The sequence below is a fragment of the Labrys sp. (in: a-proteobacteria) genome (genome assembly GCF_047605565.1).
GTDB lineage: Bacteria > Pseudomonadota > Alphaproteobacteria > Rhizobiales > Labraceae > Labrys > Labrys neptuniae.
The window spans coordinates 13,023-38,583 of sequence record NZ_JASGFM010000010.1; the positions used below are offsets into that span (position 1 = coordinate 13,023).

The 25,561-nt window shown below is 64.3% G+C and carries 24 protein-coding genes; 11 read left to right on the forward strand and 13 right to left on the reverse strand.

All coding sequences use genetic code 11. The features are described 5' to 3' along the window. Positions 1 to 10: 10 nt before the first annotated feature. Positions 11 to 985, forward strand: a complete 975-nt coding sequence (gene tal, locus QM672_RS11460; RefSeq protein ID WP_311933339.1) for a transaldolase — start codon at positions 11 to 13, stop codon at positions 983 to 985. Between the two features lie 39 nt (positions 986 to 1,024). Continuing rightward, positions 1,025 to 1,510 carry a transcription elongation factor GreA gene (gene greA, locus QM672_RS11465; protein ID WP_311933338.1) on the forward strand — a complete coding sequence of 162 codons (486 nt, stop codon included), beginning with the start codon at positions 1,025 to 1,027 and terminating at the stop codon, positions 1,508 to 1,510. A 103-nt stretch (positions 1,511 to 1,613) separates the two neighbouring features. On the opposite strand, the gene QM672_RS11470 is transcribed toward greA, so the two are convergent. Both QM672_RS11470 and bfr read right to left on the reverse strand, forming a co-directional pair. Continuing rightward, positions 1,614 to 2,315 carry an aspartate/glutamate racemase family protein gene (locus QM672_RS11470; RefSeq protein WP_311933337.1) on the reverse strand — a complete coding sequence of 234 codons (702 nt, stop codon included), beginning with the start codon at positions 2,313 to 2,315 and terminating at the stop codon, positions 1,614 to 1,616. Positions 2,316 to 2,463: 148 nt separating this feature from the next. Continuing rightward, positions 2,464 to 2,946 (reverse strand): bacterioferritin, encoded by a 483-nt coding sequence (gene bfr, locus QM672_RS11475; protein WP_311933336.1) that lies wholly within the window; start codon positions 2,944 to 2,946, stop codon positions 2,464 to 2,466. Positions 2,947 to 3,219: 273 nt separating this feature from the next. Between bfr and QM672_RS11480 the strand changes: the two genes are divergently transcribed. The 6 genes from QM672_RS11480 to QM672_RS11505 all read left to right on the forward strand — a co-directional run bounded on the left by QM672_RS11480 (position 3,220) and on the right by QM672_RS11505 (position 9,040). Next, complete coding sequence (locus QM672_RS11480; RefSeq protein WP_311933335.1) at positions 3,220 to 3,489, forward strand: (2Fe-2S)-binding protein; 270 nt, start codon at positions 3,220 to 3,222, stop codon at positions 3,487 to 3,489. Between the two features lie 146 nt (positions 3,490 to 3,635). Continuing rightward, the gene (locus QM672_RS11485) at positions 3,636 to 4,163 is read left to right on the forward strand and encodes an RNA polymerase sigma factor (RefSeq protein ID WP_311933334.1); all 528 of its coding nucleotides are present in this window, start codon (positions 3,636 to 3,638) and stop codon (positions 4,161 to 4,163) included. After that, the gene (locus QM672_RS11490; protein ID WP_311933333.1) at positions 4,160 to 4,993 is read left to right on the forward strand and encodes an anti-sigma factor; all 834 of its coding nucleotides are present in this window, start codon (positions 4,160 to 4,162) and stop codon (positions 4,991 to 4,993) included. The genes QM672_RS11485 and QM672_RS11490 overlap by 4 nt, the downstream gene beginning before the upstream one ends. 396 nt (positions 4,994 to 5,389) lie before the next feature. Continuing rightward, entirely contained in the window at positions 5,390 to 6,739 is a 1,350-nt protein-coding gene (locus QM672_RS11495; RefSeq protein WP_415082668.1) for an NAD(P)-dependent oxidoreductase, read from the forward strand. Positions 6,740 to 6,750: 11 nt separating this feature from the next. After that, on the forward strand, positions 6,751 to 8,070 hold the full coding sequence (gene preA, locus QM672_RS11500; protein WP_415082670.1) for an NAD-dependent dihydropyrimidine dehydrogenase subunit PreA: 1,320 nt from the start codon (positions 6,751 to 6,753) through the stop codon (positions 8,068 to 8,070). A 295-nt stretch (positions 8,071 to 8,365) separates the two neighbouring features. Next, complete coding sequence (locus QM672_RS11505) at positions 8,366 to 9,040, forward strand: hypothetical protein (protein WP_415082672.1); 675 nt, start codon at positions 8,366 to 8,368, stop codon at positions 9,038 to 9,040. Positions 9,041 to 9,053: 13 nt separating this feature from the next. Here QM672_RS11505 and phhA read toward each other — a convergent pair whose 3' ends face one another. From phhA to QM672_RS11520, 3 genes are all read right to left on the reverse strand, one after another. Next, positions 9,054 to 9,926, reverse strand: coding sequence for a phenylalanine 4-monooxygenase (phhA, locus tag QM672_RS11510; protein WP_415082674.1), 873 nt, complete (start codon positions 9,924 to 9,926; stop codon positions 9,054 to 9,056). A 277-nt stretch (positions 9,927 to 10,203) separates the two neighbouring features. Next, a complete protein-coding gene (gene rutR / locus QM672_RS11515; RefSeq protein ID WP_149254398.1) occupies positions 10,204 to 10,848 on the reverse strand; it encodes an HTH-type transcriptional regulator RutR in 645 nt (214 codons plus the stop codon). 38 nt (positions 10,849 to 10,886) lie between these two features. Continuing rightward, complete coding sequence (locus QM672_RS11520) at positions 10,887 to 11,438, reverse strand: cupin domain-containing protein (RefSeq protein WP_311933328.1); 552 nt, start codon at positions 11,436 to 11,438, stop codon at positions 10,887 to 10,889. 284 nt (positions 11,439 to 11,722) lie between these two features. Here QM672_RS11520 and QM672_RS11525 point away from each other — a divergent pair, with 284 nt between their 5' ends. Both QM672_RS11525 and QM672_RS11530 read left to right on the forward strand, forming a co-directional pair. Then, a complete protein-coding gene (locus tag QM672_RS11525; protein ID WP_311933327.1) occupies positions 11,723 to 13,048 on the forward strand; it encodes an aspartate aminotransferase family protein in 1,326 nt (441 codons plus the stop codon). Between the two features lie 158 nt (positions 13,049 to 13,206). After that, positions 13,207 to 14,703 (forward strand): CoA-acylating methylmalonate-semialdehyde dehydrogenase, encoded by a 1,497-nt coding sequence (locus tag QM672_RS11530; RefSeq protein ID WP_415082677.1) that lies wholly within the window; start codon positions 13,207 to 13,209, stop codon positions 14,701 to 14,703. Between the two features lie 110 nt (positions 14,704 to 14,813). On the opposite strand, the gene QM672_RS11535 is transcribed toward QM672_RS11530, so the two are convergent. The 8 genes from QM672_RS11535 to QM672_RS11570 form a co-directional block, all read right to left on the reverse strand. Then, entirely contained in the window at positions 14,814 to 15,587 is a 774-nt protein-coding gene (locus QM672_RS11535; RefSeq protein WP_311933325.1) for an enoyl-CoA hydratase, read from the reverse strand. Between the two features lie 9 nt (positions 15,588 to 15,596). Continuing rightward, positions 15,597 to 16,484 carry a 3-hydroxyisobutyrate dehydrogenase gene (gene mmsB, locus QM672_RS11540; protein ID WP_415082679.1) on the reverse strand — a complete coding sequence of 296 codons (888 nt, stop codon included), beginning with the start codon at positions 16,482 to 16,484 and terminating at the stop codon, positions 15,597 to 15,599. Between the two features lie 141 nt (positions 16,485 to 16,625). After that, on the reverse strand, positions 16,626 to 17,708 hold the full coding sequence (locus QM672_RS11545) for an enoyl-CoA hydratase/isomerase family protein (RefSeq protein WP_415082681.1): 1,083 nt from the start codon (positions 17,706 to 17,708) through the stop codon (positions 16,626 to 16,628). Then, entirely contained in the window at positions 17,708 to 18,850 is a 1,143-nt protein-coding gene (locus QM672_RS11550; RefSeq protein ID WP_415082683.1) for an isobutyryl-CoA dehydrogenase, read from the reverse strand. The genes QM672_RS11545 and QM672_RS11550 overlap by 1 nt, the downstream gene beginning before the upstream one ends. A 148-nt stretch (positions 18,851 to 18,998) precedes the next feature. Further along, entirely contained in the window at positions 18,999 to 20,495 is a 1,497-nt protein-coding gene (locus QM672_RS11555) for a CoA-acylating methylmalonate-semialdehyde dehydrogenase (RefSeq protein ID WP_415082685.1), read from the reverse strand. Positions 20,496 to 20,560: 65 nt separating this feature from the next. Then, entirely contained in the window at positions 20,561 to 22,282 is a 1,722-nt protein-coding gene (locus tag QM672_RS11560; RefSeq protein WP_415082687.1) for an AMP-binding protein, read from the reverse strand. A gap of 96 nt (positions 22,283 to 22,378) precedes the next feature. Beyond that, complete coding sequence (locus QM672_RS11565; RefSeq protein WP_415082690.1) at positions 22,379 to 23,563, reverse strand: acetyl-CoA C-acyltransferase; 1,185 nt, start codon at positions 23,561 to 23,563, stop codon at positions 22,379 to 22,381. 60 nt (positions 23,564 to 23,623) lie between these two features. After that, on the reverse strand, positions 23,624 to 24,391 hold the full coding sequence (locus QM672_RS11570; RefSeq protein ID WP_415082692.1) for a 3-hydroxyacyl-CoA dehydrogenase: 768 nt from the start codon (positions 24,389 to 24,391) through the stop codon (positions 23,624 to 23,626). A gap of 163 nt (positions 24,392 to 24,554) precedes the next feature. Here QM672_RS11570 and QM672_RS11575 point away from each other — a divergent pair, with 163 nt between their 5' ends. After that, positions 24,555 to 25,544: an AraC family transcriptional regulator gene (locus QM672_RS11575; RefSeq protein ID WP_415082694.1), complete on the forward strand. Its 990-nt coding sequence runs from the start codon at positions 24,555 to 24,557 to the stop codon at positions 25,542 to 25,544. Positions 25,545 to 25,561: the final 17 nt, after the last annotated feature.

Below are 25,561 nucleotides of genomic sequence, written 5' to 3' on the forward strand. Positions count from 1 at the left end.
GACGTAACATATGGCTTCGAAACTCGAACAATTGCGTGCCATGACGGTCGTGGTCGCCGATACCGGCGATATCGACTCGATCAAGGCGCTCAAGCCGGTGGACTGCACCACCAATCCGAGCCTGCTGCTCAAGGCAGCCGAAATGCCGGCCTATGACCATTTGATCGCGGAAGCCGTGAGCTGGGGCAGCAAGCAGGGTGGCGGCAAGGACGGCGTCGTCGCAGCCATCGCCGATCGCCTCGCCGTTTCCTTCGGTGCGGAACTCACCAAGCTCGTTCCCGGGCGCGTTTCGACCGAAGTCGACGCCGACCTCTCCTTCGATACGCAGGCGACCATTGCCAAGGCGCATGCCATCATCGCCGACTACAAGTCGCGCGGCATCGAGCGCGACCGCATTCTGATCAAGATCGCCTCGACCTGGGAAGGCATCCGTGCCGCCGAAGTGCTGCAGAAGGAAGGCATCGACTGCAACCTGACCCTACTGTTCTCAAAGGCGCAAGCTGTGGCTTGCGGCGATGCCGGCGTGTTCCTGATCTCGCCCTTCGTCGGCCGCATCCTCGACTGGCACGTGAAGAATGACGGCCGCACCTTCACCCCGGAAGAGGATCCGGGCGTGCTGTCGGTTCGCGGTATCTATGCCGATTACAAGTCGCGCGGCGTCAAGACGGTCGTGATGGGCGCTTCGTTCCGCTCCACCGGCGAGATCGAGGCACTGGCCGGCTGCGACCGTCTCACCATCGCACCGAACCTGTTGCAGGCGCTCGATGCGGATCAAGGCACGCTGGAGCGCCAGCTCTCGCCTGGCAACTATGCCGCTGCTCCGACTACCGGCAAGATCGACGAACGCGCCTTCCGCTGGGAGATGAACGAGGATGCCATGGCGACCGAGAAGCTCGCCGAAGGCATTCGCGGCTTCGCCAAGGATCTCGGCAAGCTGCGCACCCTCATCGCCAAGCGCGTCGAGGGCACGGCCCAGGCCGCATGATCTTGGCGGCATGACCTTTGGCCGCCTGATCGTCGCAACATGAGCCGAGCCTTCACCCAGGACGGCCAGGAAGGGGAGGACGCCCAGGTCCTTCCCGAGCGGCCGATTTCGATCGAGCGCAATCTCGTCACCGCGCGCGGCCTTGCCATGATCGAGGCCGAGCTCAGGCGAGCGCGCGCGCTTTTCGCAACGGCGGAGGCCGCGGGGGATCGCATTGCCATGGGTAATGCCTCGCGCGACATTCGCTACTGGGCTGCCCGGCGGGCCTCTGCGGAGTTGGTGACGCCCTCTGTCGCCGATGCCGGCATTCGCTTCGGCATGGCCGTCACGCTGCACTATCCCGACGGGCGCGAAAGGATCTGGCGCATCGTCGGCGAAGACGAGGCCGACGCCACCCATGGCCGGATCAGTCATGTCTCGCCGCTAGCGAAGGCGTTGTTCGGCAAGGATGTCGGGGAGGTCATCCGCGTCGGGCCGCAGGAGGGCGAGGTCGTCGAGATCGATATCACGCCGGAACCGAATTGAACCGGACCAGTCCTGCAGGGGCGGTTCAAAGATCGACGTGTGACCGTGACTCCCGACTCGAACCTCTTGATGTCGTGCTGTAGTTCCTCGCCGGCGATGCCGCTCAGATTCCTGCGAGAATTTGTTCGATGTGCAGGGCGCTCACATCGAGGAAGGGAAAATCGGGCTCACGATCCGCATAGAAGGACGACAGGTCCGTCCCGGCCAGCATGATGGCTTGTGCGCCCCTCCGGCCGAGCAGGTCGCCAGCCAGGTCGTCGAAATAGGCGACCTCGGCCTTGGTGCCGCGCTTACCGGAGAGGGCAATGTCGGTGTAGGTCTCGTGTACGCGCGCGATCTCGCTTGGATCGAGCTTGACGACCATATCTTCCGGCACGGCGCCGAAGACCGCCGAGGTCATCACGGCGCGGTTGCCAAAAATCGCGACGCGTTCGAAGCCCGCGGATTTCAGGGCGCCCGGGATCGTTGCCAGCAGGTCGATGATCGGGCCCTTCGCTCGTTTCTTGATTTCGTCGATGGCAAGATGCGGCGCGACGGCGGTGATGGACACCGTGTCCATGCCGGCGTCGAACAGTTCGTTGGCGAGCGAGCCCAGATAGTGGCCGAGCCCGTCCCTGTCCCCCGATCCGACATGGTGCAGTACCGTGCCCACGTCGGCATGTCTCAGCGTCAGGTCGAGGGCGATCTTCGCCCCCTGATATTCCTGCAGGATCCGCTCGTAGTAGTAGATCCCGGCCCTGGCCGCCAAGCCGCCGATCAGGCCGATTCTGGTTGGCTTGATGTGTATCGGCGATCTGCTCGGCATGGGGTCCTCGTCGGCTACGGAAGCGTGGCAATGGTCGATACGGTTACCATATACGAGGTGAGCGCCTGCCATCGCTGCAGGCCGGCGACACCAAAGAAAAAGGCGGTCGTCGCGACCGCCTTGTCCGATAGTTCTGAGGAAGAACGGCCTATTCTTCCGAGAAGCCGCCGAGATGGCTCTGCGAGTAGTTCTGGATGCCGAGGCGTTCAACCAGGTCGAGCTGGGTCTCAAGGAAGTCGATATGGCCTTCCTCGTCGGTCATCAGTTCCTTGAACAGGTTCTCGGAGACGAAATCCTTGACGGTGCGGCAATATTCCGCAGCCTCCTGATAGAGGGAGCGAGCCTCGCGCTCGGCGGCGAGATCGCATTCGAGAACTTCCTTCACCGTCTGGCCGATCCGCAGCGGATCGAGCGTCTGCATGTTCGGGAAGCCTTCGAGGAAGAGGATGCGCGAGGTCAGCTTGTCGGCGTGCTGCATCTCCTCGATCGATTCGGCACGCCACTTCTTGGCAAGACCGAGCAGGCCCCAATTGTCGAAGATCCGATAATGCAGCCAATATTGATTGATTGCGGTCAGTTCGCTACGCAACGCCTTGTTGAGATAGTCGATGACCTTCTTGTCGCCCTTCATGAGCGTTTCTCCGTACTTAGTGGACTGAAGCCACATTAGAAGAATTCTAAATTTAGGCAAGCCCCTGGTGGCGTCAAATTTGTCCGGAGGATTTTATCCAGGGGAAGGGATGAGGTCGGTCACCGATGACTGTCGAGGCGAATCCCAGTTTATTGTCATTCTAAACTACTGATTTATAACGATTCTATTGTTGCGGCGAGCCATTGACAAGGCGCTCGCGTCCGTCCACATCACTCGCGTCACTGCCTTTGCTCGAACCCAAGATCGCCGCGAATGATCGTCTGTTCCTGCCGTGTTTTGACCGATGAGGATTTCACCAGCACGCTCGCGACCGAGCAGCCGGGGTGTCCGCGTTCGGCTGCAGATGCCTATCGTTGCCTGGGTTGCGGACCGGAATGCGGCCGCTGCCTGATCACCGTGCGGCAGATTCTCGCCGATGCACGCGCAGCAGCACGCTGCCATGACTGCACCGAGGATTGCGCCCTGCGTGACATGGTCGAAGCGGCGAATGCCGACGAAATCCTGCTCGACGCCGCCGAATAGGCCTTCTGACAACAGAAGGGATAGGGAGACTTTGGCGCAGCGGCGGTAATGCTTGTCGCAAGTCCGCTCACCACCCCTTTTCACATGATTGCGTTTCCCGCCAGCCGCGCCACAATAATGCCGCGCCATATCGGCATAGGCGATTCATGCCCCAATCAGGTGATCAGGACGTTCGAACCGGCCTCGCCGCGCATCTTGTAGCGCTGTGGCGGTTCGGGCTTGTGCTATCGGGTAGCGGACAGGCGGCGGAGGAACTGGTCCAGGCTACCTGCCTGAGGGCGCTCGAGCGGTCGCACCAGTTCATCCCCGGAACGCGTCTCGATCGTTGGCTGTTCGCCATCGAGCGTTCGATCTGGCTCAACGAGATCCGGGCCAGCAAGGTCCGCAATCCCGTCGAACTCGACGAGGCGGAGGCGGCTCTGTCTTTTGACGGCGAACGGCAGTTTCAAACGAATATTTTGGCTGCTCAGGTGTTGAGGCATGTGCAGGCCCTGCCTGCAGCGCTGCGCGAAACCGTCTTTCTGGTCTATGGCGAGGGGCTCAGCTATGCCGAGGCGGCCGAGATGTTGGCCGTGCCGATCGGCACCGTCATGAGTCGTCTTGCCTCGGCCCGGCTCAGGCTCGCTCATCTGAACAGGGATACGCCCGAGGGCGCTTCGGGGGAGACATCATGAGTGTGGAAGAGATGGGACCCGACGATGCCGTCCTCGTGGCTTTCCTCGATGATGCGCTGCCGCCCGAAGAACGTGCGGCGTTACAAGGGCGCCTGGCTCGGGAACCGGCCTTGAAGGCGAGGCTGGACGCTCTGGCGGGCGGTTCGCTCCCCTTCGAGCAGAGTTACGAGGCCCTGACGGCGCATGCGCCACGGCAACGTCTGGAAGCGCTTCTGGCCGAAAGCCTGGCCGCGGTTCCGGCGCCGGTGGCCAATGACAATGCACGGGGCTCGCGCTGGCGCATCCCGCCTGCCGCGGTCGCGGCAGCGCTCGCCTTGTTCGTCGTGGGTACCGGGGTCGGCCACTACATGCCGCCCGGCCTCTGGCCGTTGCCCTCGTCGCAGCGCAGCGACCATGAAGGGCCGGACGCCTGGCGTTCGACCGTCGCCGACTATTGGGGGCTGACGACGTCGCAGACGCTCGATTGGATGCCGAACGACGTCTCCACCGCGCAGCGTGATCTTGCCGCAGCGACCCGTCGGCTCGGCTTCCCGCTGACGCCCGAGAAGATCAGCCTGCCGGCCCAGGAGCTCAAGCGCGTCGAACTCTTCCACTACGACAATGCGCCCCTGGTCGAGATCGCCTATCTCGACGAACTGACGGGCCCGCTCGCCTTCTGCATCTATGGCAACAGCCCCGGTGCGGTAACGCCGCCGACGCTCGAACAGCGCAACGGCTTCAACGTGGTCTACTGGTCGGATGCGGAGCGTTCCTACATGCTGATCGGCCACGGGCCGGACGAGATCATGCAGAAGCTCGCCGCCATGCTGGCGAAGCAGATCGCGGCATGATGGCGGGCGGATCTTCAGACCCGCCCCTTTCAGGGTGTTGAGGTCTGAATTTCGGATAGAGTGGTGCGACCCCTCATCCGCCTGCCGTCACCTTCTCCCGCAAGGGGAGAAGGGGATCTTTTCAGGAGACGCGGCGCTGGTCGGTTGCCCTCTCCCCTTGCGGGAGAAGGTGCCCCGGAGGGGCGGATGAGGGGTCGTGTTGCCCTGTCCCAGTTTTTTCCGGGTTCGTTCCAAACACCTTGAAAGGGGTGTGTCTGAAGACCAGCCCCCAAACCCCCTGCCAAGCCGTCGAGACAGGCAGATTCTCACTCTGGAGCTGTTCAAAAGTGTGATTGACAGCGACTCGTTCTTTTGATCAACTGGTAAAAAATAAAGAGCCAAATACCAGAGGTTCAGATGACTGCACGATCCGACATTGCGCGGGGCCGTCTCGATTCCCCCACGCTCGCCAGCAATTTCTCAGACCTGCATCCGGCCTTCGGCAGGCATGAGGCGCGCGTTGCCGCCGAGCGCTGCCTGTTCTGCTACGATGCGCCCTGCGTGAAGGCCTGCCCCACCTCGATCGACATTCCGATGTTCATCCGCGAGATCATGACCGGCAACACGGTCGGCGCGGCCCGGACCATCCTAGAATCCAACATCATGGGCGGCATGTGCGCCCGCGTCTGCCCCACCGAGACGCTGTGCGAGGAAGCCTGCGTCAAGGAGACCTCGGAGGGCAGGGCGGTCGAGATCGGCAATCTGCAGCGCTACGCCACCGACGAGCTCTTCGCCAAGGGCCGGCAACTGTTCAAGCGCGGCGCCCCCACCGGCAAGCGCGTCGCCGTGGTCGGTGCCGGTCCGGCGGGCCTGTCCTGTGCCCACAAGCTGGCAACGCTGGGCCATGAGGTTACCGTGTTCGAGGCGCGCGAGAAGGCTGGCGGGCTCAATGAATATGGCATCGCCGCCTATAAGAGCACCGGCGGCTTTGCCCAAGCCGAGGTCGACTACATCACGGCGATCGGAGGCATCACCATCGACTATGGCAAGCGCCTTGGCCGCGACGTCGAACTGGCGAGCCTCGCTCGTGAGTATGATGCGGTTTTCCTTGGCATGGGACTGGGCGACACCAACGATCTCGGCCTGGAAGAGGGCATCGAGGGCGTGATCGATGCCGTCGACTACATCGCCGACCTGCGCCAGGCGGTGGATCTCGCTGACCTGCCGGTCGGCCGCCGCATCGTGGTGATCGGCGGCGGTATGACCGCCATCGACATCGCCTCGCAGACCAAGCGCCTGGGGGCGGAGAGTGTGACCATCGCCTATCGCCGCGGCCAGCCGCAGATGAATGCCTCCGACTACGAGCAGGAAGTGGCGCAGACCGACGGCGTGCTGATCCGCCACTGGCTCAAGCCCGCGCGGCTGCATGCCGAGGACGGCAGGCTGGTGGCCGTCGAGCTCGAATATACCGCGGAGCAGGGCGGGCGCCTCACGGGCACCGGCGAGACCGTCAGGCTCGAATGCGACCAGCTTTTCACCGCGATCGGGCAATCCTTCCTGCCCGAGGAAGTGAACGGCGTAGCGCTCGTACTGGAAAAAGGCCGGATTACCGTCGATGCCGAGCAACGCACCTCGGTGCCCGGCATCTGGGCTGGTGGCGACTGTGTCGCCGGCGGCAAGGATCTGACTGTGGCGGCGGTGGAAGACGGCAAGCAGGCCGCCCTCTCGATCGATCGCGTTCTGAAGTCTGAAGCCAAGGCAGCGTGAGGAGAAACGACATGGCCGATCTCAGCACCAATTTCCTGGGCATCAAGTCTCCCAATCCGTTCTGGCTGGCCTCGGCGCCGCCGACCGACAAGGAATACAACGTCGTCCGCGCCTTCAAGGCAGGCTGGGGCGGCGTGGTCTGGAAGACGCTCGGCGAGCAGGGCCCGCCGGTGGTCAACGTCAACGGTCCGCGCTACGGCGCCTGGCACAGCCAGGACCGCCGGGTGATGGGCTTCAACAATATCGAGCTGATCACCGACAGGCCGCTCGAGGTCAATCTGCGCGAGATCAAACAGGTCAAGCGTGACTGGAAGGACCGGGCGCTCATCGTCTCCCTGATGGTGCCCTGCGAGGAGAATGCCTGGAAGTCGATCCTGCCCTTCGTCGAGGACACCGAGGCCGATGGCATCGAGCTGAACTTTGGTTGCCCGCATGGCATGTCGGAACGCGGCATGGGCTCGGCCGTCGGGCAGGTGCCCGAATATGTCGAAATGGTCGCGCGCTGGTGCAAGCAATATACCCGCATGCCGGTGATCGTGAAGCTGACGCCCAACATCACCGACGTGCGCAAGCCGGCCGAGGCGGCCAAGCGCGGCGGCGCCGATGCGGTGTCGCTGATCAACACCATCAATTCCATCGTCTCGGTCGACATCGACAATATGCGCCCCTGGCCGAACACCGACGGTTTCGGCACCCATGGCGGCTATTGCGGCCCGGCGGTGAAGCCGATCGCGCTCAGCATGGTCTCGGAGATCGCCCGGGCTGAGGCCACCCGCGGCCTGCCGATCTCCGGCATCGGCGGCGTCGAGACCTGGCGCGACGCCGTGGAATATATGGCGCTGGGCTGCGGCACGGTGCAGGTCTGCACGGCGGCCATGGTCTATGGCTTCAAGGTGGTGCAGGAGATGATCTCCGGCCTGTCCGACTGGATGGACGAGAAGGGCTATACCTCCGTCGACCAGTTCGTCGGCAAGGCCATCCCCCAGGTGACCGACTGGCAGCACCTCAACCTCGAATATGTGGTCAAGGCCCATATCGACCAGGATGCCTGCATCAAATGCGGCCGCTGCCACATCGCCTGCGAGGACACCTCGCACCAGGCCATCACCAACATGGTCGCCGGCGAGCGCAAGTTCGAGGTGATCGAGGAGGAGTGCGTGGGCTGCAATCTGTGTGCCGTGGTCTGCCCGATCGAGAACTGCATCACGCTCGAACCGGTGACGTCCGGGGTGGACAAGCGCACCGGCAGGCCGGTGGGCGGGCATCGCACCTGGAAGGAGCATCCCAACAATCCGGCCGTGCATGCCAAGGCAGCCGCGGCGGCGGAGTAGGGCAGGACTCGAGCGGGCCGCGCCACCACCCCTCATCCGGCTGCCGCCACCTCTAGTCAACTCAAGAGAGTTGACGACACCCGCAAGGGGAGAAGGGAATTTACTCGGCGTGGGGTGCGGTATTTGGGATCGCTCAGCTGGTTTCGACCTTCCCCATCAAAACCCCTTCTCCCCTTGCGGGAGAAGGTGGCGGCAGCCGGATGAGGGGTGACACTCGACCGAGCAGAATGAGATTGTCATCCCTCTCCGCCCAGACCAGGATGCAGCGCTCTCATCGGGAAATCACGCCGAGCCCATGACGCTGGATCAGATTGCAGAACATGCCGAAGCTGTCGGCGTCTCGGTGAGAGGTGCCTTCCATCCTCGGCAGGAGGACAGCGTACCGGCGCTCGACACCGGGCCGGTCGAAACGCTGGTGCTGCTCGGCTGGAGCGGCGGCCGGCAATGGCCCGCTTTCGCGGCCTCGCCCGAGGCAGCCGATGGTGCGCAGCATCCATTGGATCGCTGGTCCGCCCGGGTGATCGACGCGATGGCGAACGAGTTCGGTGCCGTCGCCCTCTATCCCTTCGGCGGTCCGCCCTATTTGCCGTTCCAGCGCTGGGCGCAGCGCGGCGGCGCTGTCTTTCCTTCGCCGCTCGGCATCTATGTGCATCCCGTGCATGGTCTCTGGCACAGCTATCGCGGGGCGCTCGGCCTTGGCGAAAGGCTGGCGCTGCCGCCGCTCGCAGAGGCAGTCCATCCCTGCGAGAGCTGTGCGGCCAAGCCCTGCCTGAACAGCTGTCCGGTCGGGGCCTTCACGACGGCCGGTTACGATGTCGAACGCTGCGCCGCCCATGTGCACTCACCGCAAGGTACCGACTGCAGGCATGGTGGCTGCCTCGCGCGCCGGGCTTGTCCGGTCGCCCCTGACAAGGCGTATGGCGCTGGGGAGGCGGGCTTCTACATGAACGCTTTCCTGGCCGCGCATTGAGCGAAGGATCGCTCTACTTCAGCTTCGTCTTGGTCTTGGGAAAATCACGCCAATAGTCGCCGCTGCCCCGGCGCAGCACTTCGTCCTCGGGCCGGATCTCGAAAGGGGACAGCGTGGGCTTTTCCCGCAATTCGGCGAACAGCGCTGGTGCATCGATCCCCTTGAGCAGGTCGAAGAGCTCTTCGAAACGGTCGATCACGAAGTAGCTCGCCTGGAAGTCGTCGATGTAATAGCCGGTCCTGACGACCCTGTCGAAATCGAAGCGCAGATGATGGGCGGAGGTATCGCCGACGGCATATTTGGCTTCACCGAAGGAGGAGACGATGCCCGCCCCATAGATGCGGATGCCCTCGGGTTTGCGGATCAGGCCGAACTCGATCGTGTACCAGTTGAGGCGGGCGAGGAATTTCACGCCCTTGTTGTCGATCGCGTCGAGGCCGATGCGGCCATATTCGTTCATGTAATCGGCATAGGCCGGATTGGTGAGCAGCGGCACATGGCCGAAGACGTCGTGAAAGATGTCGGGCTCTTCGAGATAGTCGAGCTGCGCGCGCGTGCGGATGAAGGTGCCGGCCGGAAAGCGCCGGCTTGCCAGCATCTCGAAGAAGGGGCGGGAGGCGATCAGGCCGGGCACGGCCACCACCTCCCAGCCGGTGGCCCGTCGCAGCCTTTCGTTCATGCGCTCGAAATTCGGTATACCCGTCTCGTCGATACCCAGTGTGGCCAGCCCATCCAGATATTCCTGCGCGACATGGCCCTTGAGAGCCGTGAGCTGGCGCTTGAACAGGATCGACCAGGTCTCGTGGTCTTCCTTGGTGTAGCGATCCCAATCCTGCGGGATGATGCATTGCTCGATCGTCTGAGCACTCAGTATAGCGTGTCCCATCTCGTCCTCCCAAAAGCGTTTTGTGATTTCCTGGAAGCACCAGGAATCGCAAAGACGCGTCGGAACAAGGAGCTAGGGCAAACAAGCGTTCACGCCTGAACGCGCTTTGCTCTAGGGGATGACCCCTCTATCCATGTGGGGTGAGGATAGCACGGCTGCTAGGGTAAGACGTGATTTCTCTGGGTTGTGTTTTGTCTATAACTCTTTGTTTTGGCGCATTTTATTAGCTTAAATGCGAGGCCACCTTTCCGAAAATTGCTTTGGGCCCAAGGCCCGATCAGCGCTCGGCCAGCACGCCGCGCAGGATCGTTTCTGTCAACGTCTTCAGCGTTTCTTCGTAGAAGGCTTCGTCGGTGAGGTCCTTGCCGGTGAGGACGCTGATCTGCGTGGCGAAATCGGCATAATGCTGGGTGGTCGCCCAGATCATGAAGAGGAGATGATAGGGCTCGATCGGCCGCAATTTCCCTTCGGCGATCCAGCGCTGGATGATGACCGATTTCTGCCGGACGGTGTTGGTGAGATCCGTCGCCAGCACCTTCTTCAGATGGGGCGCCCCCTGCATGATCTCCATGGCGAAGAGACGGGAGGACTCCGGATAGAGCCGCGAGCATTTGAGCTTGTGCTCGATATAGGACGTCAGGGCCGCGACCGGGCCGCGCGTGGCGTCGAGTTCCTTCAGCGGCGTGACCCAGACTTCCAGCGTGCGGGTGAGTACCGCCTCATAGAGGGCGTCCTTGGTACGGAAATAATAGAGGAGATTGGTCTTCGACATGCCGGCGGCTTCGGCGACCTGGTCGATGCGCGTGCCGCGCAAGCCATGTTTCGAAAAGGCCGAAAGGGCGCTGTCGAGGATCTTGTCGATATTGGCCAGGCCGAGCTTGGTCTTGTTGCGTTGCCGGCCGGCCTCTCCTCCCTCTGCCATGAGCGCTTCCTGTTTCGTTGTTCCCATTCCTTCATGGCTCAGAAGCTTGGCGGTGTGCAAGCCGATATCAGCTCGCAGGCCGTATCGCCGACATTGCGGAAGCGATGAGGCTCGCGGCTGTCGAAATAATATGCATCCCCGGGACCAAGCACGGCCACATCTTCGCCCACCGTGACTTCGAGCTGGCCGCGAATGATGATGCCGCATTCCTCACCCTGGTGGTGCAGCAGCACTTTGCCGGAATCGGCGCCGGGCTGGTAACGCTCGGAGATCATCTGCAGCGCGCGCCCGCGCAGATCCGAGCCGACCTGGCGGTAGGAGACGCGTCCCCGGCCGATTTCCATCAACTCGCCCGAGCGATAAAACACCTTGCGGCCGGGATTGGCGTCGAGGGCGAAGAATTCCGCCAGGCCGATCGGCAGGGCGTCGAGCACCCGCTTCAGGGCACCGACCGAAGGGTTCACTGCATTCGATTCCATCAGCGAGATGGTGGCGTTGGAGATGCCGGCACGCTTGGCGAGCTGGCGCTGCGACAATCCGCGCGCCTCGCGCACGCGCCGCAACAGAGAACCCAAATCGACGTTCTGCATGATGTGGTCCTCCATCCAGGCCTGTTTAGAATGTTAAATATCATGAACGCAGTCGATAATTCCACTTTGCATTCAATGTGCGGGAATTTACGAACCTAACGCTTGTTATTGAACATTCGTTCTAGAACAAAAACTCGGGTATGAAAGTGTGGCCGAAATAGGAATGATGCTGCCACAACAAAGAGTTGGCATAATTTTCAAATTCAAGGCAAAGCTATTGCCAGCTTAACGAGCCGGGCTTCCCGCCAGCCTTCGGGACCCCGGCAGCTTCCGGAGAGATCCTGATGAATGCCCCGATCCGTGTGACCAACAACCTCGAAGCGTTCTGGATGCCGTTTACGGCTAACAGACAGTTCAAGTCCAATCCGCGCATGTTCGTCGCGGCCAAGGACATGCACTACACGACGGCCGATGGCCGCCAGGTGCTCGATGGTACGGCGGGTCTGTGGTGCTGCAACGCCGGCCATGGCCGCCCCAAGATCACCGAGGCGATCCAGAAGCAGGCGGCGGAGCTCGATTATGCGCCGGCCTTCCAGATGGGGCACCCCGCCGCCTTCGAGCTCGCTTCGCGCCTGGTTCAGCTTACGCCCCAGGGCATCGATCACGTCTTCTTCGCCAATTCTGGCTCCGAAGCCGTCGACAGCGCGCTCAAGATCGCACTCGCCTATCACCGCGCCCGCGGCGAAGGGCAGCGCTTCCGCCTGATCGGCCGAGAGCGCGGCTATCACGGCGTCGGCTTCGGCGGCATTTCGGTGGGCGGCATCGTCTCCAACCGCAAGATGTTCGGCACGCTGCTCACCGGCGTAGACCATATCCGCCACACCCATGACCTCACTCGCAACGCCTTCTCCCGCGGCCTGCCCGAACATGGTGCCGAATATGCCGAGGATCTGGAGCGTGTGATCGCCCTGCACGATCCCTCCACCATCGCGGCCGTGATCATCGAGCCGATCGCCGGCTCCACCGGCGTGCTGCTGCCGCCCAAGGGCTATCTGGAGCGGATCCGCGCCATCTGCGACAAGCACGGCATCCTCTTGATCTTCGACGAGGTCATCACCGGTTTCGGCCGCCTCGGTGCGCCCTTCGCCGCCGATTATTTCGGCGTGACCCCCGACATGATGACGGTGGCCAAGGGCATCACCTCAGGCGTGATCCCGATGGGCGCGGTGTTCGCCAAGAAGGAGATCTACGATGCCTTCATGACGGGGCCGGAGCACCTGATCGAGCTCTTCCATGGCTACACCTATTCGGCCAATCCGGTGGCCTGCGCCGCCGCGCTCGGCACGCTCGACACCTATGCCGAGGAAGGCCTGCTCACCCGCGCCGCCGATCTCGCCTCCTATTGGGAAGACGCGGTGCACTCGCTCAAGGGCCTGCCGCATGTCATCGACATTCGCAACCTCGGCCTGATCGGCGCCATCGAGCTCGAGCCTATCGCCGGTCAGCCCACCAAGCGCGCCTTCTCCGCCTTCCTGAAGGCCTATGAGAAGGGCCTCCTGATCCGCACTACCGGCGACATCATCGCCCTGTCCCCGCCGCTGATCATCTCCAAGGCGCAGATCGACGAGTTGGTCACCACGCTCGGCGACGTCTTGAAGACGCTGGATTGAGGTCATGTCATCCCGTGCGCGATGCAGCATGCAATGCTGCGTCGCCGACACGGGATCGCGTGACAGATGAGCTTCTATCGGAAGACGGTCCCGGATCTGCATCGCGTCACTGCGTGCCGCAATGCGTCCGGGATGACCTATTTTTCAGAGGAAACCCCATGGCCCGTATCGACAACCTGATCGGCGGCAAGCAGACCGCTACCACCAGCGGACGCTTCGCGCCCGTGTTCAACCCTGCCACCGGCGAACAGAGCGGCGAACTCGGCCTGTCCTCGACCGCGGACGTCGACGCCGCCGTGCAGGCGGCCAAGAAGGCCTTCCCGGCCTGGTCGACCACCGCGCCGCTCAAGCGCGCCCGCTACATGTTCAAGTTCAAGGAACTGCTCGAGGCCAATGCCGACAGGATTGCCCAGGCGATCTCGGCCGAGCATGGCAAGACCCATTCCGACGCTCTGGGCGAAGTACAGCGCGGCATCGAGGTCGTCGAATTCGCCTGCGGCATCCCGCATCTGCTTGCCGGCGAATTCAGCCGCAATGTCGGCCCGGCCATCGACACCCACAATGACCGCCAGCCGCTCGGCGTTGTCGCCGGCATCACGCCCTTCAACTTCCCGGCCATGGTGCCGCTGTGGATGTATCCGGTGGCGATCGCTGCCGGTAACACCTTCATCCTCAAGCCGTCCGAGCGTGATCCCTCCGCTGCCCTGCTGGTGGCGCAGCTCCTCCTCGACACCGGCTTGCCCGAGGGTGTGCTCAACGTCGTCAACGGCGACAAGGAAGCCGTCGACGCGCTACTGCACCATCCCGACGTCAAGGCCATCAGCTTCGTCGGCTCGACCCCGATCGCCCAGTACATCTATGCGACCGCCGCAGCCAACGGCAAGCGCTGCCAGGCCCTCGGCGGCGCCAAGAACCATATGGTGGTGATGCCGGATGCCGACATGGACCAGGCCGCCGATGCGCTGGTCTCGGCCGCCTATGGCTCGGCCGGTGAGCGCTGCATGGCGATCTCGGTGGCGGTGCCGATCGGTGATGCGACCGCCAATACGCTGGTCGAGCATCTCCTGCCGCGCATCAACAAGCTCAAGGTCGGCCCCGCCGCCGATCCGCAGGCCGAGATGGGGCCGGTGGTCACCAAGCAGCACCAGGAAAAGGTGCTCGGCTATATCGACGCCGGCGTGCGCGAAGGCGCCAAGCTGGTGGTCGACGGTCGCGGCCTCAAGCTCCAGGGCTATGAAAACGGCTATTTCGTCGGCGCTACCCTGTTCGATCACGTCACCGAAGAGATGTCGATCTACAAGGAGGAGATCTTCGGGCCGGTGCTCTCCATGGTGCGAGCCCGCGACTACGCCCATGCCACCAAGATGATCAACGACCACGAATATGGCAACGGTACCGCCATCTTCACCCGAGACGGCGATGCGGCGCGCGCCTTCGCCGATAGCATCGAGGTCGGCATGGTCGGCGTCAACGTGCCGCTGCCCGTGCCGGTGGCCTACCACTCCTTCGGCGGCTGGAAGCGCTCGCTGTTCGGCGACCACTCGATCTACGGCATGGAGGGCGTGCGCTTCTACACCCGCCTGAAGACCGTGACCGCCCGCTGGCCGACCGGCATCCGCTCGGGCGTGAACCTGAACTTCCCCTCGACGAACTGAGGGGAGGCATATTCCCGGGTGCGCGGGCATCCTGCCCGCCCTTCTCATCCGCAAATATTGCGTTTGGGGTTTAGGAAGATGCGGGCAGGATGCCCGCGCACCCGGGGAAATTACCCCCGGTTGAACTGCGCCGGACGCTTCTCTACGAAGGCGGCCATGCCTTCCTTCTGGTCTTCGGTCGAGAACAGGGCCTGGAAGACGCGGCGCTCGAAGGTGAGGCCGCTGGCGAGCGGCAGTTCATAGGCCTGGTTGATCGCTTCCTTCATCACCATGCTGGCCGTCAGCGACATGTTGGCGATGGTATCGGCCGTCTTCACCGCGTCCTCGACGAGATCGGCAGCCGGAACGACGCGCGAGGCCAGGCCGCAGCGCTCGGCCTCCGCCGCGTCCATCAGGCGGCCGGTGAGGCACAGTTCCATCGCCTTGGACTTGCCGATCGAGCGCACCAGCCTCTGGCTGCCGCCCATGCCGGGGATGACGCCGAGCTTGATCTCGGGCTGGCCGAATTTGGCGGTGTCGGCCGCCAGGATGAAATCGCACATCAAGGCGAGTTCGCAGCCGCCGCCCAAAGCATAGCCGGCTACGGCAGCGATCTTCGGCTTGCGGGAAGCCGCGAAATGGTTCCATTCCGAGAACCAGTCGCTGCTGTGCATGTCGGCGAAGCTCTGGGCTTGCATCTCCTTGATGTCGGCGCCGGCGGCAAAGGCCTTGGCGGAGCCGGTGATCACCAGGCAGCCGATGGAGGGATCGGCGTCCGCGGCCTGGGTGGCCGCCAGGAGTTCGCCGGCTAGCTTGCGGTTGAGGGCGTTGAGGGCTTCGGGTCGGTTGAGCGTGATCAGCAGCACGCGTCCGCGCTGCTCGGTGATAATGGTCTCATAGGTCATGTCTGGTCCTCAATGCTTGCCGCGCAGCAGCCGGATGATGGCGGAGAAATCCTCGGTGCCGTGGCCGAGGCCGTCGAACAGGGAATAGAGCTGGGCGGCTTCCGCGCCAAGCGGTGTGTTGGCGCTGACCGAATTGGCCGCGGCCTGGGCAAGCTTGAGATCCTTGAGCATCAGGGCCGCCGCAAAGCCTGGCTTGTAGTCGTTGTTGGCGGGGGAGGTGGGCACCGGCCCGGGGACGGGGCAATAGGTGGTGAGGGACCAACACTGGCCCGACGAGGTCGAGGCGACGTCGTAGAGCGCCTGCTGCGACAGGCCGAGTTTTTCGCCAAGTGCGAAGGCTTCGCAGACGCCGATCATCGAAATGCCGAGGATCATGTTGTTGCAGATCTTGGCTGCCTGGCCGGCGCCGGCGGTGCCGCAGTGCACCACGCGCTTGCCCATCACGGCGAGCAGAGGCTCGGCTCGGGCGAAGGCCTCGTCGGCTCCGCCGACCATGAAAGTCAGCGTGCCGGCCTTGGCGCCGCCGACGCCTCCGGAGACGGGTGCATCAACGGCGGCGAGTTTGCGTCCGGCGGCTATGTCATGGGCCTTGCGGGCGCTGTCGACATCGATGGTGGAGCTGTCGATCAGCAGGGCACCGGCCGGCACGAGGCTGGCCAACTCAGACCACACCTTCAGCACATGAGCGCCGGCCGGTAGCATGGTGATCACCGGGTCGGCATCCTCGACTGCTTCCGCAGCGGAGGCCGCGATGATGATGCCGTCGCCGCGTGCCGTCTCGAGCGAGGCCGGGGACAGGTCGAAGCCGCGCACCTGATGGCCCGCCTTCACCAGATTGGCCGCCATCGGCCCACCCATGTGGCCGAGGCCTATGAACCCTATCTTGCTGCTGGCCATTGGGGACTCCTTCTCGATAGAGCGATTGTAGGTGTTCCCGGGTGCGCGGACGTCTCGTCCGCTCCTGGAAACGCTGAGTTCTAGGGCGAGAAGGTGCGGACGAGACGTCTGCGCAACCGGAATCTGCCCCTGCCGTCGCCATTATCCAAACACCCGGTCCGCCACCGGTTGGATCCAGGCTTCGATATTGCCATCGTCGACCTTGGCGAGGCTCGGCGGCGACCAGCGCGGATTGCGATCCTTGTCGATGATGGCTGCCCGCACGCCCTCGTAGAAATCATGGCCTTGCGCCACCGCGACGGCGGCGGCGAATTCCCGCTCCAGGCACTCTTCCAGGCCCTCGGCCTCGCGAGCGAGACGGATCAGGCGGAAGGTGAGCTTGAGGCTGGTCGGCGATTTGGAGGCGATGAGGTCGCGTGTCTTCAGGGCGAAGGGCGTGCCATCCGCTTGGAGAGCTTGCAGGATGGCTTCGACGGAAGAGCCGGCAAAGCATTGGTCGATCAACCTGCGATGCTCGGAAAGGCGAGCGGGTTCGGGCTGCACGGCATGCTTTGCAAGCAGGGTGCGGATTGCCTCATTGCCGGTTCCCGGCGTGAGCTGAGCCAGCTCGTCGATCAGCGTGGGAATGCCAGCCAGCGGGACCTGCACATCGGCCAGGCCGGCATAAACAGCATCGGCAGGCCCGATCGCCTCGCCGGTGAGGGCGAGGTAGGTGCCGATCTCCCCAGGGGCATGGGCGAGCAGCCAGGTGCCGCCGACATCCGGCACGAAGCCGATGCCGACTTCCGGCATGGCGATGCGGCTGCGTTCGGTGACGATGCGGTGGGCGCCATGGGCTGATAGGCCAATGCCGCCGCCCATGGTGATGCCGTCCATCACGGCCAGATAGGGCTTCGCAAAGCGGGCGATGCGGGCATTGACACGATATTCGTCGCGCCAGAATTGCGCGCCCGTGCCGTCGGGCGTGCGCTCGCCTTCGTAGAGGGCGCGGATGTCGCCACCGGCACACAGGCCGCGTTCGCCTTCCCCCGTCAACAGCACGGCCGCGATGGCAGCGTCCTTCTCGAAGGCGTCGAGAGCCGGTGCGATCAGATGCACCATGTCGCGCGTGAGGCTGTTCATCGCCTTGGGACGATTGAGCCGGATGCGGCCGAGCGAGCCCGTGCGTTCGACGATGACGTCGGCAAGTGTTTCGGTCTGGGCAAGCGTTTCCTCTGTTGCCATCAGCGATTCCCCAGCAGGGCACGGGCAATGATCACGCGCATGATTTCGTTGGTTCCTTCCAGAATCTGGTGCACCCTGAGATCCCTGACGATCTTCTCGACGCCATATTCGCTCAGATAGCCATAGCCACCGTGAAGCTGCAGCGCCTGATTGGCAACCTCGAAACCGGCATCGGTGACGAAGCGCTTGGCCATGGCACAAAAGCGCGTCGCCTCGGGGCTCTTGGCATCGAGCGCGCTGGCCGCCCGCCACAGGAAGGTGCGCGCCACTTCCAGTTCCGTCGCCATGTCGGCAAGGCGGAATTGCAGGGCCTGGAAGTCCGAGATCTTCCTTCCGAAGGCTTTGCGCTCGCCCATATAGGCGATCGCCTTGTCGAGAGCCGCCTGGGCGCCGCCGAGTGAACAGGCGGCGATGTTGAGGCGCCCGCCATCGAGCGCCGCCATGGCGATGCGAAAGCCCTGGCCCTCTTCGGCAATGCGGTTGGCGGCGGGAACCCCGACATTCTCGAACATCACCGCGCGCGTCGGCTGGGCATGCCAGCCCATCTTCTTCTCGCTGGCGCCGAAGGAAAGCCCGGGCGTGTCCTTCGGCACGATGAAGGTGGAGATGCCCTTCGGGCCGTCTCCGCCGGTGCGGGCCATCACGATATAGAGATCGCTGGCACCGGCGCCGGAGATGAACTGCTTCTGGCCGTTGAGGATATAGTGGTCGCCATCACGCACCGCTCGGGTGGCGAGATTGCCGGCATCCGAGCCATAGCCGGGCTCGGTCAGGCAGTAGCTGGCGATCATCTCCATCCCGGTCATCGCCGGCAGCCACTGGCTGCGTTGCTCGGGCGAGCCGTAGGCATCGATGATCCAGGCGCACATGTTGTGGATCGACAGGAAGGAGGCGACGGCCGGACAGCCCGAGGACAGGGCTTCGAAGATCAGTGCCGCATCGAGACGGGTGAGGCCGGAGCCGCCGACATCCTCGCGCACATAGATCGCGGCCATGCCGAGCCCGGCCGCCGCCTTGAGCGTGTCGATGGGGAAGTGCCTGTTCTGATCCCATTCGAGGGCGTGCGGGGCGATCGCCTCCGCCGCGAAGCCGGCCGCCATCTCCCGGATGGCCGCTTGTTCGTCGCTGAGTTCGAAATCCATGGTGGTCGCCTTGTTGTTCTTTACCCTCCCCTGAAGGGGGAGGGGTGGACTGAAAGGCCGGGGTGGGGTGGAAAAGCGACGGTCGAGAATATCACCCCACCCCGACGCTACGCGTCGACCCTCCCCCTCCAGGGGAGGGTGGAGAGTGCTACCGCATCGTCGGGATCGAGAAATCCGCGCCGCTCTTGATGCCGCTCGGCCAGCGCGAGGTCACCGTCTTGGTCTTGGTGTAGAAGCGGATCGAATCCGGGCCGTGCTGGTTGAGGTCGCCGAAGCCCGAGCGCTTCCAGCCGCCGAAAGTGTGGTAGGCGATCGGCACCGGGATCGGCACGTTGATGCCGACCATGCCGACATTGACCCTGGCAGCGAAATCACGGGCAGCATCGCCGTCGCGGGTGAAGATGGCCACACCGTTGCCATAGGAATGCTTAGTCGGCAAAGCGAGGGCTTCCTCGTAGGTATCGGCACGCACCACGGAGAGCACCGGCCCGAAGATCTCCTCCTTGTAGATGGTCATCTCGGGCTTGACCTCGTCGAACAGGCAGCCGCCCATGAAGAAGCCGTTCTCATAGCCCTGGAGGCGGAAATTGCGGCCGTCGACGGCCAGTTTCGCGCCCTCGTTGATGCCGATCTCGACATAGCGCTTGACACGCTCCACCGCCTCGCGGGTGACGAGCGGGCCGTAATCGGCGGAGCCGTCGTTGGAGGGACCGATCTTAAGCGATTCCACCCGCGGGATCAGCCTTTCCATCAGGGCATCGCCCGTGGCCTTGGTGACGGGCACGGCAACGGAGATCGCCATGCAGCGCTCGCCTGCCGAACCGTAGCCGGCACCGATCAGCGCATCGACCACCTGGTCCATGTCGGCATCCGGCATGATGATGGCGTGGTTCTTGGCGCCGCCGAAGCACTGGGCCCGCTTGCCGGTCTGGGCGGCGCGGACATAGATATATTCTGCGATCGGGGTCGAGCCGACGAAGCCCACGGCGCGAATGTCCTCGTCGTCGAGAATGGCGTCGACTGCTTCCTTGTCGCCGTTGACGACATTGAACACGCCCGCCGGCAGGCCGGCCTCGACGAACAATTCGGCGATGCGGATCGGCACGGAGGGATCGCGCTCCGACGGCTTGAGGATGAAGGCGTTGCCGCAGGCCAGCGCCGGCGCGCATTTCCACAAGGGGATCATCGCCGGGAAGTTGAAGGGCGTGATGCCGGCGACGACACCGAGCGGCTGGCGCAGGGAATAGACGTCGATGCCGGTGCCGGCGCTCTCTGTATATTCGCCCTTGAGCAGATGCGGGATGCCGATGGCGAATTCCACCACTTCGAGGCCGCGCTGGATGTCGCCCTTGGCGTCCGGCACGGTCTTGCCGTGCTCGCTCGCCAGGAGCTCGGCCAGGCTGTCATGCTCGTCCCGCATCAATTCGAGGAAGCGCATCAGCACGCGGGCGCGCCGCTGCGGGTTCCAGCCGGCCCAGACTGCCTGCGCCTCGCGGGCGTTCTCGACAGCCGCCCGTATTTCCGCTGCGCTGGCGAGCGCGACCTTGGCCTGCACATCGCCGGTGGTGGGATTGAACACGTCGGCAAAACGGCCGCTGGTGCCCTCGACGCGCTTGCCGGCGATGAAATGTCCGATCTGTCGCATGGCCTGGTCCTTCATCGTGTTGTGAAAATTGTGTTGTGCGCACCCGGAATGCCGCTGCCGCAACCCTATGCGCGCTTCCTCTCCGATGCCATCTCCGGGAAATCGGTCTCGGCGAATTCGACGCCCCGGAACGGGCTTTGCGTGTCTTCCTCCACTTCCAGCCGGCGCAGCTGCACGCGGCGGATCTTGCCGGAGATGGTCTTGGGCAATTCGGTGACGAATTCGATGCGGCGGATGCGCTTGAAGGGGGCAAGACGCTCATTGGTGTAGCGGAAGATCGACAGGGCCGTCTCGCGTGACGGCTCGGCTGCGCCGACCAGCAGCACATAGGCCTTGGGGATCGACAGGCGGATGGGATCGGGCACCGGCACGATGGCAGCCTCGGCCACCGTCTCGTGCTCGATCAGCACGCTTTCGAGCTCGAAGGGACTGATGCGGTAGTCGGAGGATTTGAAGACGTCGTCGGCCCGGCCAACGAAAGTGAGATAGCCGTCCTCGTCGATGAAGGCGACGTCGCCGGTATGGTAGACCTCGCCCTCCAAGCCTCCGAGCTTGCCGTCGGTGCTCTGGTATCCCTGCATCAGACCGGCCGAGCGTGTGTCGCCGAGCGGCAGGCAGACCTCGCCTTCCGTGGCGGGCTTGCCGTCGGCATCGAGGATGCGGATGTCGTAGCCGGGGAGGGGGCGGCCCATGGCGCCGATCTTGATCGGTTGTCCGGGCGAATTGGCGATCTGGGCCGTGGTCTCGGTCTGGCCGTAGCCGTCGCGGATGGTCAGCCTCCAGGCGTTGCGGACCCGTTCGATCACTTCCGGATTGAGGGGCTCGCCGGCGCCGCACACCTCGCGCAGCGAGACCTTGGTGGCGGCGAGATCCTCCTGGATCAGCAGGCGCCAGACAGTCGGCGGCGAGCAAAGCGTGGTGACCTGGCAGCGTTCGAGTTCGCGCAGCAGCACCTTGGCGCTGAATTGCGGCTGATTGATCACCAGCACCGTGGCGCCGGCATTCCAGGGCGCGAAGAACGAGCTCCAGGCATGCTTGGCCCAGCCGGGCGAGGACACGTTGAGATGAACGTCTCCCGGCTGCAGGCCGAGCCAGTACATGGTCGAGAGCGCGCCGATGGGATAGCTGCGCTGGGAATGGCGCACCAGCTTGGGCTTGGCGGTGGTACCGGAGGTGAAATAGAGCAGCAGCGGATCGTGCGGGTTGGTCGGGCTATCCGGCGTGAAGGTGGTGGACTGGTCGAAGGCTCCGGCATAGGCGACCCAGCCGGCCTCGCTGCCGGGGCCGACGACGATGCGCTTCACCTCCGGCGGCGCCACGCCTTCGCATTTGGCGAGCTGGTCGCGCTCGGCCACGATGGCGCGAGCCTTGCCGCGGTCGAAACGATCGGCGAGCTCGTCCGGCGTGAGCAAGGTGGTGGCGGGAATCAGGATCAGGCCGAGCTTGCTCGCCGCCAGCGTTGTCTCCCAGATCGCCGGCACATTGCCGAGCAGCACCAGGACGTGGTCACCGCGTTTCAGACCCTGGGCGCGCAGGAAATTCGCCACTTGGTTGGAGCGCCGGCTGAGCTCGCTGAAGCTGAATTTGGTGTCGATGCCGGCTGCGGTGTCGACGATCCACAGGGCCGTGCGGTCCCGGCTTTCGGCAGCGGTGGCGAGCTCGGCATCGAACCAATTGAGCGCCCAGTTGAAGTGGGGCTCATCCGGCCAGTCGAAGCCGGCGCGAGCCGTCTCATAATCCGTGCGATGCTTGAGCAGAAAGTCACGAGCCTGCCGAAAATCGGGCATGAAGGTTTCCTCGTTTCCCTGGAGCGCGGGCATCTCAGCGACATGACAGCATGTCGCTGAGATGTCCGCGCTCCAGTGCAAGTATTTCAGTTCTGACTAGACCAGCCGTTCGACCGCCATCGCGGTCGCTTCGCCGCCGCCGATGCACAGGCTGGCCACGCCGCGTTTCAGCCCATGGCTTTCGAGAGCGGCCAGCAGGGTCACCAGCACGCGCGCGCCGGAGGCCCCGATCGGATGGCCGAGGGCGCAGGCGCCGCCATGCACATTGACCTTGTCGCCAGGCAAATCAAGGTCGCGCATCGCCGCCATCGTCACCACGGCGAAGGCCTCGTTGATCTCGAACAGGTCGACCTCGCCGGCCGTCCAGCCGGTGCGATCGAACAATTTGCGCATGGCGCCGATCGGGGCGGTGGCGAAGCGATTCGGTTCCTGGGCATGGCTGGCATGGCCGACGATCGCGGCGAGGGGCTTGAGGCCGCGCTTTTCCGCCTGCGAGCGGCGCATCAGCACCAAGGCGGCGGCGCCGTCGGAGATCGAGCTCGAATTGGCCGCCGTCACCGTGCCGCCCTCGCGGAAGGCCGGCTTCAGCGTCGGGATCTTGTCCGGGCGGGCCTTGCCCGGCTGCTCGTCGACGCCGACCACCTGCTCCGTCTTGCCCGAGCCGACGGTCACCGCCACGATCTCGCTGTCGAAGCGCCCGTCCCGGATGGCGGCCTGGGCCCGGCTCAGGGAGCGCAAGGCAAATTCGTCCTGCGCCTCGCGGGTGAATTGATAGGCCTCGGCGCAATCCTCGGCGAAGGTGCCCATCAGGCGGCCCTTCTCATAGGCATCCTCGAGCCCGTCCAGGAACATGTGGTCCTTCACGCTGCCATGGCCCATGCGGTAGCCGCTACGGGCGCGGTCGAGCAGATAGGGGGCGTTGGTCATGCTCTCCATGCCGCCGGCCACCACCACGCCAGCCGTGCCGGCGGCGATCAAATCGTGGCCGAGCATGGCGGCCTGCATGCCCGAGCCGCACATCTTGTTGACGGTGGTGGCGGGTGTCGAGATCGGCAGGCCCGCACCCAGCGCGGCCTGGCGGGCCGGAGCCTGGCCCTGGCCGGCGCTGAGCACGCAGCCGAACACGGTTTCCTCGATCGCCTCTGCCGGCAGCCCGGCGCGGGACACCGCCGCCGAGATGGCCGTCGCGCCGAGGCGTGCCGCCGGCAGGCTGGAAAAGGCCCCCTGGAAACCACCGAGCGGGGTCCGCGCGGAACCGACGATCACGACAGGGTCATTCATCTCATGGTCCCTTTCTGCGAAGGAGGATTTTACGCCGATTTCGGCGATGTGTGTGGTCGATCAGCGCGGCGCCATGCGCAGGGCGCCGTCGAGCCGGATGATTTCGCCGTTGAGCATGCGGTTTTCGACGATGTGGCAGACCAAAGCGGCGAATTCCTGCGGATGGCCGAGGCGGGGCGGGAAGGGCACGGTCGCACCCAGCGAGTCCCTGACCTCCTGCGGCATGGCCTGCATCATCGGGGTCTCGAACACCCCGGGGGCCACGGCGACGACACGGATGCCGAAGCGGGCGAGTTCGCGGGCCGCCGGCAAAGTGAGGCTGGCGACGCCGCCCTTGGAGGCGGCATAGGCGGCCTGGCCGATCTGGCCGTCATAGGCGGCGATCGAAGCGGTGTTGACGATGACGCCGCGCTCGCCGTCCTCGCCGGGCGCGTTGGCGGAGATCGCCCGGGCGGCAAGCCGCGTCATATTGAAGGTGCCGATCAGATTGATCTGGATGGTGCGGGCGAAGCGCTCGAGATCATGCGGACCGTCCCGTCCGACGATGCGCTCGCTGGGGGCGACGCCGGCGCAGTTGACCAGACCGTCAAGCCGGCCGAAGGCATCGAGGGCGGCCTGCACGGCAGCCTGTCCATCCTCGGCACTGGCGACATCGGTGCGCTGGAAGCGGGCCTGCGGTCCCAGCGCAGCGGCGGCTTTTTCGCCGGCTTCGGCATTGAGATCGCAGAGGAGGACGCGCCCGCCGCGGCTCACCAATTCGGCTGCCACCGCCTGGCCGAGCCCGGACGCTGCACCAGTCACCAGGAAGACACGGTCTTGGATCTGCATGGCGCGGAACTCTCCCCGTTCGGCTCTTTGAGAGCCGTTGTCGTTGGCAATGATATTACGCGTGTCGGCGGTGGCATTCGATGACCCTTCATGCTTAAAAGCGTGATCGGTTTTGCCATATCGTGAGGGGGCGAATGGCCTGGGAAGGGAAGAGATCCACGCCGTGATCGGCCTCGGCTTCATCCAGGATACGCTCGAGCCCCTGCGGCGCGGCGGCTTCGATCTTGCGCCGGCTCTGGAGGCGGGCGGCTTCCGCGAGAGCGAACTTGACCTGCCGGGCTTTCGCCTGTCGGCCGAGCAATATGGCCGCCTGTGGCTCAGCATCGCGCAGATCATGCAATGCGAATATTTCGGCTTCGGTGCCCGCCCGATGGCGCCGGGCAGTTTCGCCATGCTCTGCCACGCGGTGATCTCCAGCCAGACGCTGGAGCACGCCGTCAGGCGCAGCCTGCGTTTCCTCAACCTGGTGCTCGCCGAGCCCAAGGGAGAGCTGGTCATCGAGGGAGCGCTCGCCCGGGTAATTCTGCGCGAGACATCCCCGCCGCGCCTGCCCTTCGCCTATCGTACCTATTTCCTGTTGCTGCACGGCGTCGTCTGCTGGCTGGTCAAGCGCCAGCTCGAGATCCGCGAGCTGCATTATCGCGGGTCCCTGCCGGCCGGACGCGAGGACCATCGCGATTTCTTCGGCACCCCCGTCAGCTTCGAGCGGCCCGAAACCATGCTGGTCTTTGATCGCGACATGCTGGCGCTCAAGGTCCGCCAGACCGAAAGGACCCTGCAGGGCTTCATCGCCGGGGCACCGGCCAACATATTGGGGCGCTATCGCCATGACCGTGGCGCGGCCTCCGCCACGCGACGCCTGCTGCGCGAGCTTCCTCCCGCTGAATGGCCTTCCTTTGCCGAGATGGCCGCGAGGCTGGGCCTGTCGGAACCAACATTGCGGCGCCATCTGGCTGGAGACGGCGAGAGTTTCTCCGAAATCAAGGAGGAGATCCGCCGCAAGCTGGCCCTGGACTGGTTGGCCCGCACCGCCAAGCCGGTCGGCCAGGTTGCCGCCGATCTCGGCTATACCGAGCCGAGCGCCTTCCACCGTGCCTTCCATAAATGGGCTGGCATGAGCCCGGGCGAGTTCCGCCGCTCCCGCACCAAATGACGGCTGGGTTTCCGGTT

Coding starts and splice junctions, on each gene's coding strand:
- QM672_RS11480 (WP_311933335.1), top strand. CDS start 3,220: ATGATCGTCTGTTCCTGCCGTGTTTTGACCGATGAGGATTTCACCAGC.
- QM672_RS11495 (WP_415082668.1), top strand. CDS start 5,390: ATGACTGCACGATCCGACATTGCGCGGGGCCGTCTCGATTCCCCCACG.
- greA (WP_311933338.1), top strand. CDS start 1,025: ATGAGCCGAGCCTTCACCCAGGACGGCCAGGAAGGGGAGGACGCCCAG.
- QM672_RS11545 (WP_415082681.1), bottom strand. CDS start 17,708: ATGGCAACAGAGGAAACGCTTGCCCAGACCGAAACACTTGCCGACGTC.
- bfr (WP_311933336.1), bottom strand. CDS start 2,946: ATGAAGGGCGACAAGAAGGTCATCGACTATCTCAACAAGGCGTTGCGT.
- QM672_RS11485 (WP_311933334.1), top strand. CDS start 3,636: ATGCCCCAATCAGGTGATCAGGACGTTCGAACCGGCCTCGCCGCGCAT.
- QM672_RS11555 (WP_415082685.1), bottom strand. CDS start 20,495: ATGCGACAGATCGGACATTTCATCGCCGGCAAGCGCGTCGAGGGCACC.
- QM672_RS11525 (WP_311933327.1), top strand. CDS start 11,723: ATGAATGCCCCGATCCGTGTGACCAACAACCTCGAAGCGTTCTGGATG.
- QM672_RS11505 (WP_415082672.1), top strand. CDS start 8,366: ATGACGCTGGATCAGATTGCAGAACATGCCGAAGCTGTCGGCGTCTCG.
- QM672_RS11470 (WP_311933337.1), bottom strand. CDS start 2,315: ATGCCGAGCAGATCGCCGATACACATCAAGCCAACCAGAATCGGCCTG.
- QM672_RS11570 (WP_415082692.1), bottom strand. CDS start 24,391: ATGCAGATCCAAGACCGTGTCTTCCTGGTGACTGGTGCAGCGTCCGGG.
- QM672_RS11550 (WP_415082683.1), bottom strand. CDS start 18,850: ATGGATTTCGAACTCAGCGACGAACAAGCGGCCATCCGGGAGATGGCG.
- phhA (WP_415082674.1), bottom strand. CDS start 9,926: ATGGGACACGCTATACTGAGTGCTCAGACGATCGAGCAATGCATCATC.
- QM672_RS11490 (WP_311933333.1), top strand. CDS start 4,160: ATGAGTGTGGAAGAGATGGGACCCGACGATGCCGTCCTCGTGGCTTTC.
- QM672_RS11535 (WP_311933325.1), bottom strand. CDS start 15,587: ATGACCTATGAGACCATTATCACCGAGCAGCGCGGACGCGTGCTGCTG.
- preA (WP_415082670.1), top strand. CDS start 6,751: ATGGCCGATCTCAGCACCAATTTCCTGGGCATCAAGTCTCCCAATCCG.
- QM672_RS11560 (WP_415082687.1), bottom strand. CDS start 22,282: ATGCCCGATTTTCGGCAGGCTCGTGACTTTCTGCTCAAGCATCGCACG.
- mmsB (WP_415082679.1), bottom strand. CDS start 16,484: ATGGCCAGCAGCAAGATAGGGTTCATAGGCCTCGGCCACATGGGTGGG.
- rutR (WP_149254398.1), bottom strand. CDS start 10,848: ATGGCAGAGGGAGGAGAGGCCGGCCGGCAACGCAACAAGACCAAGCTC.
- QM672_RS11520 (WP_311933328.1), bottom strand. CDS start 11,438: ATGCAGAACGTCGATTTGGGTTCTCTGTTGCGGCGCGTGCGCGAGGCG.
- QM672_RS11530 (WP_415082677.1), top strand. CDS start 13,207: ATGGCCCGTATCGACAACCTGATCGGCGGCAAGCAGACCGCTACCACC.
- QM672_RS11565 (WP_415082690.1), bottom strand. CDS start 23,563: ATGAATGACCCTGTCGTGATCGTCGGTTCCGCGCGGACCCCGCTCGGT.
- tal (WP_311933339.1), top strand. CDS start 11: ATGGCTTCGAAACTCGAACAATTGCGTGCCATGACGGTCGTGGTCGCC.